The following is a 14,192-nucleotide window of genomic DNA, read 5'->3' on the forward strand; positions in this document are numbered from 1 at the left end:
AGTATTAAGACTCAATCTTTAAAATAAAAGCTTAAATTCGTAAGCATTTCTTCAAACCAAAACTATAATTAAGCATGAAAAGAAAAATTACCTTTCTCATTATTTCAATCTACTTTTTGGGGCTTTTCACCCCAGTTTTTTCTCAAAAAATAAAAGCATTGGTAGGCGGCACACTGATAGATGGTTATGGCGGAGTTCCGATATTGAACTCTGTGGTGATTATTGAAGGCAAAAAAATAAAAGCAGTGGGCAGAATTGGCGAATTGGCAATTCCTAAAAATGCTGAAATAATCTCGACCGAAGGCATGAGCGTAATGCCCGGTCTGTGGGACATGCACGTGCACCTCATGATAAATGGTCACAGCGACTACGCACATTGGGACAGCACCTACATCAACGAATTTGAGTCCATCATAATGCCGTCTTCGGCTCACCAATTGCTAATGGCTGGGGTCACCAGTGCCCGAGATTTGGGTGCCCCGCTTGAGGCGAGTATCAATGTTAGAGATAAAATAAATAAAGGGCAGATTCCCGGACCAACAATTTATGTTTCGGGGCCATTTATTCAGCATAAACCTTACCCAAACACGGAGGCGTTTAGGTGGGGCGTAACAGGCGTAGCCGACGCACGAGCAAAAGTAAAAAGACTGGCAGACGCTGGGGTCGATGTCATCAAATTGATAGACCACGATGAAATGACACTTGAGGAGGCAAAAGCGGTGGTAGACGAGGCCCACAAGTACAATTTGCCCGTGGTGGCACACAGTCACAGACCCGAAGAAATAAGACGTGGACTCGAGATTGGAGTAGACTGTTTCGAACATACAGGACTTTCGTCTTCGCCCGAGTATCCGGCAGATATCATGCAAAGCATTAAAGAGCGTACAGCCAAAATGAACCTTGGACCTATGTTTTGGACGCCAACCGTTGAAGGACTTTTTAACTACGAATATATGCGTGACAATCCAGAAAAATTGGACGATCCATCGTGGCACTTGGGACTACCGCAAAGGATCATTGACGACATAAAAGGCTCATTGAAATATCCGGGCAGGATGCCATATTTTCAGTTAACACCCATCAGAAAGCCGACATTGGCACACAAAGTAAACCAACTAAAAGACGCCGGTGTAGTGCTCATGATTGGTACCGACAGTGGAATTCCGATGAAATTTCACAGCCAAAGTACCTGGAATGAGCTAGACGTTTGGGTAAACAAACTTGGTTTTGACCCGCTGTATGCAATCAAAGCCGCCACCTATTGGCCAGCAAAAGCCATGAAAGTTGACGACCAATACGGCACAATAAGCGAGGGCAAATACGCAGACATCATAGCAGTAAAAGGCGATGTGTTGCGATACATTTCCTTACTTCAAGATGTAAAAATGGTGATCAAACATGGCGAGCGAGTGAAGTGATTTTAGGCATTAATAAAAACGAAAAGCCGAGTGAAAATTAATTCACCCGGCTTTTTTCATTTGTGTTTTTTGTTACTTCCTAAGCCACCAACCGAGCCACACACCTACTAGGCCATAACTGACCACAGCATCAATCATAGAGGTCACAACATGGTTTTCAAACCAAATAGAATTGGTGTAAGTTTCGGAAATGAACCCTATTAATCCTACAAAAACAGAGGTCAAAACTATGGTTTGCATATTCGGGCTACCCATTTTCAAAATAATCCAACAGAGCATCCAAATGGCAATAATATCTACTAAAACACCACGTGTCATATTCATTCCCATATTTGCATTATACGATTTATGGTAAAAAACCTGTGCCCAAGGTTTACCAGCTTGGTTTGTCATATGTTCTTGAGCAGCTTCGGCTGAGGTACCCGGTGGCACTGTGGGTAAAAAATACTGTCCCGGTTCAAGATTTTCATCTAAAACTTTCATAATAGCGTCTTGGTTTGGGGTGTAGGCTTGCTCAGATGCATGCAGATTTAAAGCCGCCCACGACAAAAACTGCCAGATAAATAAAATCAAACCACCTACAATGGCTCCTATCAATGTTTTTTTCATAATAAATTAGGGTTTTGTTTAAAGATTTACCGAAATTAACAATAAAACATTAAACACAAAAATCTCAATGAAATTTCTATTACAACACCAAACTACTTCAAAATAAAACCGTTTCATTATATTTCAAGGCGAAAATAAAAAACCATTTCTTTCCTTAAAATCTAACTTTAGCACTTTAAATTTATCGTTTTTGGAGTCTCACGACGTTTTTTGTGTTAAACAAAAATAAAATTCTAAAATTTTTAGCCTAAATCCACCGTTAATGATTAGTTAAACTTTACCCGACATACTTATATGTTGGCAATAAATAATTTACTTTGGTACATAAATTAAATACAAAACCGAATGACAAAATCCAATTTTAAAAAAATAAGCCTTTTAGCACTATCAATCTTAAGTTTTAATGCCGCTATAGCTCAAACTGCAGATGAGGTTATCGCCAAGTTTGAAGACAGCATTGGTGGAAAAGAAGTGCTTTCAACTGTAAAGAGCTACTCGTACGAGCGTTCATACAAAGCAAATGCCGCTACTGATTACGACGAAGAAGTGAGTGCAGTAATAGCTGAGAACAAATTCACCAGAAAAAAATCGATACTTGGAAGAGACTTCTTTTATGTGTTAAACAACAACAGCGGTTGGATAAAAATACCAATGGGAAGTAGAGACAAAGCCCCTACATATAGCGTAAAAGACCTAAATGCATCAGAAAGAGGAGCATTAGCTGACGAACTTGCGGAAGGTTTATATCCGTTTATAAATTATTCAGCAAAAGGCCTAAAGTTAGTAGGAAGTGTAAAATCTGCGAACATTGAAGGCAAAGCATGTTATCAGTTGAGTTTTGAAAAAGGAGATAGCAAAAGAGAATATTATTTCGACAAAACTACGGGACTGTTAAATAGAGAAGTGGTTTTAGAAAATAATATCACAATAACTACAGATCATACCAAATACAGTACAACAGCCGAAGGCTTAAAATACCCTTCTGAGTCTAATCTGTATAGCACTAAAGACAAGAAAAACACTGCTGTAACTACGAAACTAAACACTGCTCCGTCTTTTGACGCAGCCATGTTTGTTAAATAAGCGAAAAACCATTTTTAAGATCTTTGAAAATGCGAACGTCGTTTTCGGGATCAGTGAAAACCTCCAATATAGATGCCTTGTTAGCCTCATAAAGAGCTTTCAAGGCATTTTTCATTTCCTCCTCATTGCTCGCTTTTAGGTATTCCAAACCATTCTCTTTGGCCAGCAACTCGGCAGTTTTTGTTTGTTTCCCTACAAAATAATCGGCGACCTCCGCCTGTTTAGAAGGGCCATCTATAATTCTGAAAATGTTGCCGCCTTCGTTGTTGATTAAGACTATCTTTAGGTTATTGGGCAAGTTTGCATTCCAAAAGGCATTTCTGTCATAAAAAAAAGAAACATCGCCAACTAAGCACGTCAAAACTTTATCTGTCTTCTTGGCCTGCCCTACAGATGTGCTGACTATGCCGTCAATGCCACTTGTGCCTCTGTTGGCGTTTACTTGTATTTTTTTAGACGATTTTGTACCAAAAAGATTCGCATATCGGACCGGCATACTGTTTCCAAGGTGCAAAATACTGCTTTCAGGCAATTGCTCTAAAAGTAACTGGGTAGCTTTTAGTTCTCCAAAATCAGCTGAAGCAAGAAACTTGTCTACATATATTTTGGCTTTTTCATCTGCGACTAACCAATTGGTTTTAAACTCACTTTCTTCGGCTTCATCGGCGGACCGCATTCTCCTTATTGAGCAAGTTTCAGAAAGTTCTCTCAAAAACTCTTTGGGATCCATTTCGATTTTCATCGTAAGCGACTGCAGAGGGTCAATCAAATCAGGGTGATTTTGAATGTGCCAATGGTGTGTGGGCTTATTTTTTCTAATAAATTGCTTTAGATTTTTTGAAATAAATGATTTACCAAACGTCAATAACAAGTCTATCTCGCTTTCGGCCTCGCCTAGTTTAGCTATAAAAGTATCGTGCGACTTTATTGCTTTCTCGGTATTTACATTCGAGATAACATCAGCGATAACAATAACTTCTTCTTCTTGATCCAGTGCCGTAAGTTCAGCATCCAAATCTTCCGAATTTTGCCCAATGGCTATTATTTTGTTTTCAGCAGCTTCCCAAATCTCCAATAACTCCGCCCAAACCACATTGCTTAGGGTGGGCTTAATTTCAGGATTTTTCACTACCCGTACATTACCATTAAAGTCATATTGTTCATTAGCATCTGGATAGAAAGGCTCTCTGATGGGCACATTGATGTGCACCGGACCTTTGGGGTGCTTTTGGGATAAAGAAATAGCCTCGTTTACTACTCTTTCTATGTGCCATTGAGCATCAGGATGTGCGTAATCGGCTGGCAATTCGTAGGATTTCTTTACATGTTTTCCAAAAATATCACGCTGAAAAATGGTTTGTCCGTCGTACTGATTTATCCACTCTGGAGGCCTATCTGCTGTTAAAACTATCAAAGGAACCTCTTGAAAATAAGCCTCTACCACCGCTGGAGAAAAATTATAGGCAGCAGAGCCTGAGGTACAAACCATTACCACGGGCGTATCGGTCTGTATGGCCATGCCCATCGCCACAAACCCAGCAGAACGCTCATCGCTCAAAACCTCGCAGCTTATTTTTGGATTTCGGGCAAAAGCAAGGGTAAGTGCAGCACTTCGAGAGCCGGGACATAGCACTGCGTCTTTGATTCCGTGTGCAACACAGATTTCCGAAATTCCAAAAAGTGGTTTGAGTAATGGCATTGGATAAATAGTTTTTACAAAAATAACGGCAAAATGCCTTCAATTCTAAAACAAAGAAAGTATTCTTAATTTTCTAAACCTTTAGATTTAGCATTTCGTTTTATATATCATCAAAAGTTTTCTGTAATTTTTAATCAAAAAACGAGGATTATCAACAAGCAATTCAAAAAAAGCTATTAGCAAAAAACAACTTTTGTACCTAGTTTTACGTATACATATACAAACAATGCCAAACCAAATCATAATATGAATAAAGTACGTGTTTTATTGTTGGGTGTTACCGTCTTGGTTTCTTTTTCATGCAAAAAATTAACAGAGGTTTTCCCAAAAGAAACTGAAGTAGTTACTACTCCGAACCCCAATGCAGAAGTCAATGCTTGGATTTATGAGCAACTAAAGACTTACTATTTATGGGAATCACAAATGAAAACTGAGGCAAATTCTAACAAACTTTTGGCTCCGGCAGTATATTTTGATTCCTTACTGGTGAAACCGGGTGTTTTAGATCGTTTTTCTTGGATTCAAGACGATGTGACTGCTCTTACAAACTCACTAAATGGCGTAAATAAAGTATTAGGAGTTAGGTTTACACCTTTTTATGCCAACAATGCTCAAACCAAAGTTGCCCTTTCTATCGCGTATGCTATTAAGGGCTCTCCCGCAGATCTGGCCGGTATAAAAAGAGGCGACTTTATAACTAAGGTAAATGGAGTAGAGTTAACGATAGACAACTATTCCACTGCTTTAAATAATGACAACCTCAAACTCACTTTAGGAAACTATGTAAATGGAGAGGTAGTAAGCGGAACCACCGAACTAAACGTTACAAAAGCCGAAGTGCAAACTGACCCGATTCAATACAGCACTGTTTTGACCGTAGGTACCAAAAAAGTAGGATATTTGGTATATACTCAGTTTTTAACTCAATATGACAATGCAATTCGTGCGGTTTTTAAAGAATTTAAAGACAAAGGCGTAAATGAACTTGTGCTTGACTTGCGATATAACGGTGGCGGATACATTTCTTCCTCAAACATCATAAGCTCTCTCATTGTGAAAAATTTAAAACCAGGTACACTTATGAGCTCGCAAGAATGGAACACCGCACTTACCAAAGCATATAAAGCCCAATACGGACAAAATGTTTTTGATACCAACTGGCTCAATGAACCAAATAACTTGGGAACCTTAAATAGAGTATATATTCTTACTTCAAGAGGAACCGCGTCTGCTAGTGAACTGATTATAAACAATCTAAAACCATTTATGGATGTGATTTTGGTTGGAGACAACACCTATGGTAAAAACGTAGGTTCGATTACATTATCTGACGATAAAAAAAGATGGGCTTGGGGAATGCAGCCAATAGTACTAAAAACAACTAATGCACTTGGCCAATCAGACTACGGCACTGTGGATGGTTTTACTCCAACCATAAAAGTAGAAGATAGAACTATTCCATTTAAGCCTTTTGGCGACCCGAACGAAACATTATTAAAAGCAGCCCTAGGGCATATGAACGGAAACACGATGGCTTCCGTACCAAATGCCAAAATAAGTGCCGCCAAACAAGTAAATGTACTAAGTAGAACTTCTATTTTGGATAATCCTAAAACGGAGATTAACGATATGTGGATAGATAAACTTCCAGGTCATAAATAATTTAGAAAGCGTTTAAAAACTTAAAGTCCGGATGTCTCATTCGGACTTTTTTTGTGCCTTTATAAAACGAGTTTTAAAGAAATAAAAAATATTAGTAAAAAAAATTAATTGTTTTGACAACTAAATTAAAATAAATAAATAAATTGCAGACTATAAACAATTTAAAGATGGCAACAGAAACATTAAACATTAAAGTAACAAAGACAAAAGAGAGTAAAATCAGTCAATTTGATCCAAATAACATTTCGTTTGGAACAGTATTTACAGACCACATGCTGGTCGCAGACTGCATTAACGGCGAATGGCAAACACCCGAAATAGTCCCTTACGGTGAGATTGCTTACAACCCTGCTCTGGCTTCGCTACATTATGGTCAGTCGATATTTGAAGGAATGAAAGCTTTCAAAAACGAAGCTGACGAGGTGTTGATGTTTCGTCCACTCGAAAACTTTAAAAGATTCAACATTTCGGCAGAACGTATGTGTATGGCACAGGTTCCAGAAGAAATTTTTATCAATGGCTTAGAAGAATTATTGAAAATAGATGCTGCTTGGGTACCTAAAGGCGAAGAAAACTCACTTTACCTAAGACCGTTTATGTTTGCAAGTGACGTATATTTGGGCGTTAGACCATCTCAAAACTACCGCTTCATGATCATCATGAGCCCTGCAGGCCAATATTATGCTACACCACCTAAAGTTAAGGTAGAAACGGAATTTATCCGATCGGCAGAAGGTGGAGTTGGATATGCAAAGTGTGCAGGTAACTATGCCGCATCACTATATCCAGCCAAATTAGCAGCTGAGCAAGGTTACACGCAGTTGCTTTGGACAGACGCAAAAGAGCACAAGTACTTTGAGGAGTCAGGTACTATGAACGTAATGTTTGTTAAAGAAGGAAAAATAGTTACGCCAAAAGTAAGTACTACAATTCTTAAAGGAATCACGCGTGATACCCTTTTACAACTTGCCCAATCTATGGGTATTGAAATAGAAGAAAGACAAGTATCTGTGGCTGAAATTATAGAAGGCATTACTGCCGGAACCGTAAGCGAGGTATTTGGAGTAGGAACTGCCGTTGTGGTTTCACCATTTGCAGCTATTGGTTTTGAAGGAACGGACTATAAGTTGGCCGAAATCAACGAAAATTCGGTTTCAAACAAACTTAAAAAAGCACTTAACGACATCAGAACCGGCAAAATAGCAGATACTTTTGGATGGGTTTGGAAAGTATAATAGAAACTTTTCTAGATAAAAAAAGGCTCCGTGGAGCCTTTTTTTGTTTACACAAACGCCTGAAAATAAATATATTACAAAAATCACACAGCCGTTAGATAACAAAATCAAAAACTATTTACATTTATGGCAAGGAAATTGTCTATTTGTTAATTGAAGATAATTAAAGGTTTCTTTTCCCCAATTAAAATACCTAACAGAAGCCTTTTGTAATACATTTAAAAGACAGAAAAAATGAAAAAGTTTACCTCATTGTTTATAATCGGATTTGCGGCCTTGTGCTTAAGTTCATTTGTAATAGGCCCACAAACCTCAGCGGTTAAATTTTACTCAGGTACGTATGATAACTTTTTGAGAGAGGCAAAAAAACAGAATAAACCTATCATACTAGACTTTTGGGCTTCATGGTGTGGACCGTGTCAAAAATTAGAAAACGAAACTTTCTCAAACAAAGAGACGGCAGATTATATCAATAAAAACTTCATGGTTTTCAAAGTCGATATAGATACATTTGACGGTATGGAAATCGTTGATAGATTTGCGATAGACGTTTTTCCTACCTTAATGGTTTTAGATTCAAAATCCAACCCAAAAGACAGACTTAAGGGCTTTTATTCAGCCACTTATATGGAAAAAGAATTAGAAAAAATAATTCAAAAACATGGCATCAAAAACGCCTCTGAATCAAATTTTGTAGTAAGACGATAATTTTTCTTACTCCTACTCATCCGAAAAGGGCATCTTATACGTAATTTTGTCCTATGGAATTAAAAAACGACCTTTTTTTGAAAGCCGCCAAAGGCGAACAAGTAAGTAGAGTACCAGTTTGGATGATGCGTCAAGCAGGTAGAATTTTGCCCGAATACCGCAAAGTTAGAGAGCAAGCAGGCAGTTTCATCAAACTAGCCACCACTCCCGAAATGGCCGCCGAGGTGACCATTCAGCCCGTAGATATATTGGGTGTAGACGCAGCTATTATTTTTTCAGACATTTTGGTGGTACCCGAAGCCATGGGACTTCCTTACGAAATGTTGGAAGCAAAAGGTCCAAATTTTCCCAAAACCATTCATACCCAAGCAGATATTGACGCTTTAGTGGTTCCAGACCCTGAAGATCAACTTTCATACGTTTTACAAGCTTTAGACATCGTCAAAAAAGACCTTGCAGGTAGAGTTCCTCTAATAGGATTTGCGGGTGCACCATTCACTATTTTTTGCTATATGGTAGAAGGAAAAGGTTCAAAGACTTTCTCTTTAGCTAAAAAAATGCTCTACTCTGAGCCTACTTTAGCACACCAGTTATTACAAAAAATTACAGACACTACCATTGCCTACCTTAAAGCTCAGTTGGCTCACGGTGCAGACTTGGTTCAAATATTCGATTCTTGGGCTGGCATCTTAAGCCCAGACCAATACAGCGAGTTTTCGAGTCCATATATTTCTCAAATATGTGATGCCATCACTACGCACCCAGTAACAGTATTTGCCAAAGGTGCGTATTTTGCGAGAGAAGAAATAGGGAAAATGAACTGCGAAGTAGTGGGACTTGACTGGAACATGAATATCGCCGAATCGAGAAAATTGATTCCTAACAAAACGCTGCAAGGAAACATGGACCCGTGTGTGCTTTACGCCTCTTTTTCTGAAATAGAAAAACATACGGTAGCCATGCTAGATGCCTTTGGAAAACAAAGATATATAGCAAACTTAGGCCACGGCGTATACCCTGACACTGATCCTGAAAAAGTAAAATGCTTTATTGAGACAGTCAAAGCGTATTGATATTAACTGAAATTCGTTTTTTTAATTAAAGAAAGGGCTATCAACCATAGTTTTCGGAGAATATTTTTGTTTTTTTGTGGTAGAACTAAATTGATTCGTTCATTTATTTCGTTGATAATAAAAAAACAGAAAATCCCTTTCTCATAAAAAAATGAAGATTCGTTTACTCGCACTTTTATTATGTTCGTTTTATGGCTTTGCTCAAAAAGTTGAACCTATAGGTTCTGCCGTAAATACAGAATTTAATGAAATCCACCCATTGATATCGCCCGACGCCCAAGTATTATATTTTTTAAGAGAAAACCACCCCTCTAATAACTACGGCAAGGAAGGAAGCAACGACGTGTGGAGCTCAGAAAAACTCAACGATGGCAGGTGGGGAATTGCTCGAAAAATGCCAAATACCATCAACAAAGACAGATACAACGATATTTTTAGCATTTCTCCAGATGGAAATACGGTTTTAATACGTGGCGTATATAACAAAGGCAGAAAAGAAAACGAAGTAGGAATCTCGATTTGCAAACGCTCAGGCTCGGGCTGGACACAACCCGACAAACTGGACATTCCGAAACTCGACCTAATGTGCAAGGGGCAGTTCCTTACTGCTTTTTTAAGCAATAACGGAAAAGTGCTATTGCTGGCATTTAGCGAAAAGAAAAACTCCAAAGAAGACGATATTTACATTAGCCTTTTAGAAAAAGACGGAGACTGGTCAAAACCCGTGAGTATAGGAAAAGACGTAAACACTAACGCATCAGAAACAACCCCGTTTTTAGCAGCAGACAATAAAACGCTCTACTTTGCTTCAGACAGAAAAGGTGGTGAAGGCGGTTTTGATATTTGGGTATCAAAAAGAAAAGGCCGTAACTGGGACAGCTGGACAGAACCTGTGAACATGGGCAAACCCACTAATTCGGATGAAAACGAACTGTATTACACTATCGCCGCTTCTGGCGAATTTGCGTATATGTCAACCCGAAAAAACTCCCTGGGCAAGTCTGACCTTGTACAGATTAGACTCATAGAAGAAAAGAAAAAAGTAGTAGAAGAAGCCGCATTGCAGGCCTCCACAAATACACCAACAGGTAAAAAAGTAGAAGAAGAAGACTCCAAAGAATCGCTAACGGCTCCTACTCCTGTGGTTTTGTTAAGCGGAATAGTAAAAAACCAAAAAACAGGCAGACCTACAGAAGCCAAAATCATCTATGAAAACCTCGAAGACGGAGAAGAACTTGGGGTGGCGTATTCAAATCCAAATACAGGAGAATACAAAATAGTGTTGCCTTACGGAAGTAGATATGCCATCAGAGCTGAGGCAAAGGACTTTATTTCGGTTTCAAAAAATATTGACCTAACGGTAGTGGGCTCATTTAAAGAAATAAAAGGCGAAGATCTTGGATTGGCTCCTATTCAAACTGGGGTTACAGTTCAGCTATTTAACATTTTCTTTGAATTTGGAAAAGCAGCCTTACAGCCACAGTCGTTTTTTGAACTCGACCGAATGATAGCCGTGATGAACAAAAACCCAAACATGGTGATAGAAGTACAAGGGCATACCGACAATGTAGGTTCTGATGAAAATAACCTCAGGCTTTCGCAGCAAAGAGCCGATGCAGTACGTGACTATTTCGTGAAAAAAAATATCCCACAAGAGCGAGTGCAAAGTGTGGGATATGGAGAGTCTAAACCTATCGCATCAAACGCTACCACCGAAGGCCAAGCCAAAAACAGAAGGGTAGAATTTGAGATAAAACGCAAATAACTAGGTCTGTATAACCCCTACATTGTATCTTTTTTGAATCGGAGCCTCATTGGCTGCTGTTATTCCCATGCTTATTATTTTTCTTGTTTCTACAGGATCTATAACACCGTCAACCCACAGACGTGCCGCTGCATAATACGGACTTAACTGCTCGTTATATTGCTCATTAATTTTATCCAGCATTTCTTTTTTATCTGCATCAGACATTTCCACTCCTTTTGCTTTTAAACCAGCTTCTTGAATCTGAAAAAGTGTATTTCCTGCTGCAGCACCGCTCATTACAGCCATTTGGGCTGTAGGCCAAGCGTAAATCAAACGCGGGTCATAGGCTTTGCCACACATGGCGTAGTTGCCGGCTCCGTATGAGTTGCCAACCAAAAAAGTAAACTTAGGCACCACAGAATTGGCCATGGCATTTACCATTTTGGCACCGTCTTTTATTATGCCGCCGTGCTCTGATCGGCTACCGACCATAAAACCCGTAACATCCTGAAAGAACACCAAGGGTATTTTTTGTTGATTACAGTTCATTATAAACCTCGCAGACTTATCGGCTGAATCAGAGTAAATCACTCCACCCATTTGCATTTCAGACTTATTTCCTGGCTTTTTGGCTTTTACTACCTCACGTTGATTGGCCACAATACCAACCGCCCAGCCGTCTATTCTTGCTAAACCACAAATGATGGTTTTGCCATAGTCAGGTTTATATTCTTCAAAAGTACCTTCATCTACAATGGCCTTCAAAATCAATTTCATATCGTAAGGCTTGGTGCGGTCCAGCGGAAGGTTAGCATAAATAGACTCCGGCAAAAGTTCCGGCTTCTTACTTGCCTTTTTACTAAAACCCGCTTTTGGCGTATCTCCAAACTTGTCTATCACATTTCTGATTGCCTCTAAACACGAAGCGTCATCTGGATAAACATTGTCAGTTACTCCCGAAATCTCGCTTTGTGTGTGTGCACCGCCGAGGGTTTCGGCATCAACATCTTCACCTATTGAAGATTTTACTAAATAAGGGCCCGCTAAAAACACAGAACCCGTGCCTTCTACTATAAATGCATAATCAGACATAATAGGCAAATAAGCACCACCGGCCACACAACTGCCCATTATGGCCGAAATCTGTGGAATACCTTCGGCAGACATGTGTGCGTTATTTCTAAACACCCTTCCAAAATGTTCTTTATCAGGAAAAATCTCACTTTGAAGCGGCAAAAACACACCTGCAGAATCAACTAAATACACGATTGGCAACTTGTTTTCCATCGCAATTTCTTGTGCTCTTAGGCATTTTTTACCCGTAATTGGAAACCAAGCCCCCGCTTTTACTGTGGCATCGTTAGACACCACCACGCACAATTTGTCTTGAATATACCCCAATACTACTACCACGCCACCATTTGGACAGCCTCCCTCCTCTTCATACATCCCATCTGCGGCAAATGATCCCACCTCTATAAATTCTTTGTCTTTGTCAAGGAGTCCATATATCCGCTCCCATGCCGTAAGTTTACCTTTTGCTTTGTGTTTTTTTATTCGCGATGCTCCTCCACCCAGCTTCATGGCTTCGGTTTTCACTCTCAATTTTTCTAATAACTCCTCCATTTTTTATGTATTTCTTCAGTTTGTTGATTTTTATTTTCTACAATTAAACAATTTTTCGATAAATATGATTAAAATTATAATAAATATAAAATTTTTAAAGATATTTGTTAAAATAATATTTGTCTTAACAAACAATTACACTTCAAAAAAATATGGAAACCTTGATCAGCAACAATTTAGAATTAATTAGAGAAAGTGCACGCGATTTCGCAAAAAACTACATAGAACCACACGTAATGGAGTGGGACGAGGCTCAGACTTTTCCAGTAGAATTATTTAGAAGACTTGGCGAATTTGGCTTCATGGGCGTGCTAGTACCCGAAAAATACGAAGGCTCAGGCTTAGGCTACCAAGAATATATTACAATTATAGATGAGATTTCGCAAGTATGTGGCTCTATCGGGCTATCGGTGGCTGCTCACAATTCACTATGTACCAACCACATTTTGACTTTCGCCAATGAAGAACAAAAAAGCAAGTACCTACCAAAACTAGCAACTGGCCAATGGATAGGTGCATGGGGATTAACAGAAACTGGTTCTGGATCTGACGCCGGTGGCTTACAAACCACAGCTGTAAAAGATGGCGACTATTATATATTAAATGGCTCTAAAAACTTCATTACGCACGCCATCAGTTCTGAAGTAGCAGTGGTGATAGCCCGAACTGGCGAAAAAGGAGCAAAAAACAACGCAACAGCATTTATAATAGAAAAAGACACCCCTGGTTTTTCTTCAGGCAAAAAAGAAAATAAACTCGGAATGCGAGCATCAGAAACAGCTTGTTTGTTTTTTGACAACTGCAAAGTACACAAAGACCAAGTTATGGGTATAGAAGGCGAAGGATTTGTGCAAGCCCTAAAATTATTAGATGGTGGCAGAATTTCAATCGCCGCTTTATCATTGGGAATAGCCAAAGGAGCTTACCAACATGCATTAAGATATGCTCACGAAAGAGAGCAATTCAACCAAAAAATAATGGGCTTCCAAGGTGTTTCGTTTAAACTAGCCGAAATGGCCACAAAAATAGAGGCTTCGGAATTATTGACTAGAAATGCGGGAGACTTGAAAAACGCAGGAAAAAAAGTAACCAAAGAAGGTGCTATGGCTAAACTTTTCGCTTCAGAAACAGCTGTAGAAGTATCAAATGATGCGGTTCAGATTTTTGGAGGATATGGTTTCACGAAAGACTATCCGGTTGAAAAATACTTTAGAGATGCCAAACTATGTACCATTGGCGAAGGAACTTCGAACATTCAAAAAATGGTTATTGCGAGAGAAATCAGCAAGTAATTCATCACTATTTCAAGGTAAAAGAGTTTTAAAAAATAGG

11 protein-coding genes are annotated in these 14,192 nt (G+C 39.1%); 8 read left to right on the top strand and 3 right to left on the bottom strand.

Going from position 1 to position 14,192, the window contains the following annotated elements; all coding sequences use genetic code 11:
* The first annotated feature begins 74 nt into the window (after positions 1 to 74).
* Positions 75 to 1,418, top strand: a complete 1,344-nt coding sequence (locus ACFOOI_RS10180; protein ID WP_379837654.1) for an amidohydrolase family protein — start codon at positions 75 to 77, stop codon at positions 1,416 to 1,418.
* A 72-nt stretch (positions 1,419 to 1,490) separates the two neighbouring features.
* Here ACFOOI_RS10180 and ACFOOI_RS10185 read toward each other — a convergent pair whose 3' ends face one another.
* Complete coding sequence (locus tag ACFOOI_RS10185; RefSeq protein ID WP_379837655.1) at positions 1,491 to 2,027, bottom strand: hypothetical protein; 537 nt, start codon at positions 2,025 to 2,027, stop codon at positions 1,491 to 1,493.
* Positions 2,028 to 2,372: 345 nt separating this feature from the next.
* Here ACFOOI_RS10185 and ACFOOI_RS10190 point away from each other — a divergent pair, with 345 nt between their 5' ends.
* Entirely contained in the window at positions 2,373 to 3,110 is a 738-nt protein-coding gene (locus tag ACFOOI_RS10190) for a hypothetical protein (RefSeq protein WP_379837657.1), read from the top strand.
* Here ACFOOI_RS10190 and menD read toward each other — a convergent pair.
* Positions 3,103 to 4,809 carry a 2-succinyl-5-enolpyruvyl-6-hydroxy-3-cyclohexene-1-carboxylic-acid synthase gene (gene menD / locus ACFOOI_RS10195; protein ID WP_379837659.1) on the bottom strand — a complete coding sequence of 569 codons (1,707 nt, stop codon included), beginning with the start codon at positions 4,807 to 4,809 and terminating at the stop codon, positions 3,103 to 3,105. The two genes, ACFOOI_RS10190 and menD, sit on opposite strands and share 8 nt — an antisense overlap.
* A gap of 246 nt (positions 4,810 to 5,055) precedes the next feature.
* Here menD and ACFOOI_RS10200 point away from each other — a divergent pair, with 246 nt between their 5' ends.
* The 5 genes from ACFOOI_RS10200 to ACFOOI_RS10220 all read left to right on the top strand — a co-directional run bounded on the left by ACFOOI_RS10200 (position 5,056) and on the right by ACFOOI_RS10220 (position 11,252).
* Positions 5,056 to 6,471, top strand: a complete 1,416-nt coding sequence (locus ACFOOI_RS10200; protein WP_379837661.1) for a S41 family peptidase — start codon at positions 5,056 to 5,058, stop codon at positions 6,469 to 6,471.
* A 167-nt stretch (positions 6,472 to 6,638) separates the two neighbouring features.
* A complete protein-coding gene (locus ACFOOI_RS10205; protein WP_379837663.1) occupies positions 6,639 to 7,706 on the top strand; it encodes a branched-chain amino acid aminotransferase in 1,068 nt (355 codons plus the stop codon).
* A gap of 234 nt (positions 7,707 to 7,940) precedes the next feature.
* Positions 7,941 to 8,414, top strand: a complete 474-nt coding sequence (locus ACFOOI_RS10210) for a thioredoxin family protein (protein ID WP_379837665.1) — start codon at positions 7,941 to 7,943, stop codon at positions 8,412 to 8,414.
* A 53-nt stretch (positions 8,415 to 8,467) separates the two neighbouring features.
* Positions 8,468 to 9,487: a uroporphyrinogen decarboxylase gene (hemE, locus tag ACFOOI_RS10215; protein WP_379837667.1), complete on the top strand. Its 1,020-nt coding sequence runs from the start codon at positions 8,468 to 8,470 to the stop codon at positions 9,485 to 9,487.
* Between the two features lie 151 nt (positions 9,488 to 9,638).
* The gene (locus tag ACFOOI_RS10220) at positions 9,639 to 11,252 is read left to right on the top strand and encodes an OmpA family protein (protein ID WP_379837669.1); all 1,614 of its coding nucleotides are present in this window, start codon (positions 9,639 to 9,641) and stop codon (positions 11,250 to 11,252) included.
* Here the strand turns inward: ACFOOI_RS10220 and ACFOOI_RS10225 are convergent, their stop codons facing one another.
* Positions 11,253 to 12,860 (bottom strand): acyl-CoA carboxylase subunit beta, encoded by a 1,608-nt coding sequence (locus tag ACFOOI_RS10225; RefSeq protein WP_379837671.1) that lies wholly within the window; start codon positions 12,858 to 12,860, stop codon positions 11,253 to 11,255.
* A 152-nt stretch (positions 12,861 to 13,012) separates the two neighbouring features.
* Here ACFOOI_RS10225 and ACFOOI_RS10230 point away from each other — a divergent pair, with 152 nt between their 5' ends.
* Positions 13,013 to 14,152 carry an acyl-CoA dehydrogenase family protein gene (locus ACFOOI_RS10230; protein ID WP_379837673.1) on the top strand — a complete coding sequence of 380 codons (1,140 nt, stop codon included), beginning with the start codon at positions 13,013 to 13,015 and terminating at the stop codon, positions 14,150 to 14,152.
* The last annotated feature ends 40 nt before the right edge of the window (positions 14,153 to 14,192 follow it).

It is taken from the genome of Lacihabitans lacunae, from assembly GCF_042649125.1.
In the GTDB taxonomy this organism is placed as follows: Bacteria; Bacteroidota; Bacteroidia; order Cytophagales; family Spirosomataceae; genus Leadbetterella; species Leadbetterella lacunae.

Coding starts and splice junctions, on each gene's coding strand:
- ACFOOI_RS10210 (WP_379837665.1), top strand. CDS start 7,941: ATGAAAAAGTTTACCTCATTGTTTATAATCGGATTTGCGGCCTTGTGC.
- ACFOOI_RS10205 (WP_379837663.1), top strand. CDS start 6,639: ATGGCAACAGAAACATTAAACATTAAAGTAACAAAGACAAAAGAGAGT.
- ACFOOI_RS10220 (WP_379837669.1), top strand. CDS start 9,639: ATGAAGATTCGTTTACTCGCACTTTTATTATGTTCGTTTTATGGCTTT.
- hemE (WP_379837667.1), top strand. CDS start 8,468: ATGGAATTAAAAAACGACCTTTTTTTGAAAGCCGCCAAAGGCGAACAA.
- menD (WP_379837659.1), bottom strand. CDS start 4,809: ATGCCATTACTCAAACCACTTTTTGGAATTTCGGAAATCTGTGTTGCA.
- ACFOOI_RS10225 (WP_379837671.1), bottom strand. CDS start 12,860: ATGGAGGAGTTATTAGAAAAATTGAGAGTGAAAACCGAAGCCATGAAG.
- ACFOOI_RS10200 (WP_379837661.1), top strand. CDS start 5,056: ATGAATAAAGTACGTGTTTTATTGTTGGGTGTTACCGTCTTGGTTTCT.
- ACFOOI_RS10180 (WP_379837654.1), top strand. CDS start 75: ATGAAAAGAAAAATTACCTTTCTCATTATTTCAATCTACTTTTTGGGG.
- ACFOOI_RS10185 (WP_379837655.1), bottom strand. CDS start 2,027: ATGAAAAAAACATTGATAGGAGCCATTGTAGGTGGTTTGATTTTATTT.
- ACFOOI_RS10230 (WP_379837673.1), top strand. CDS start 13,013: ATGGAAACCTTGATCAGCAACAATTTAGAATTAATTAGAGAAAGTGCA.
- ACFOOI_RS10190 (WP_379837657.1), top strand. CDS start 2,373: ATGACAAAATCCAATTTTAAAAAAATAAGCCTTTTAGCACTATCAATC.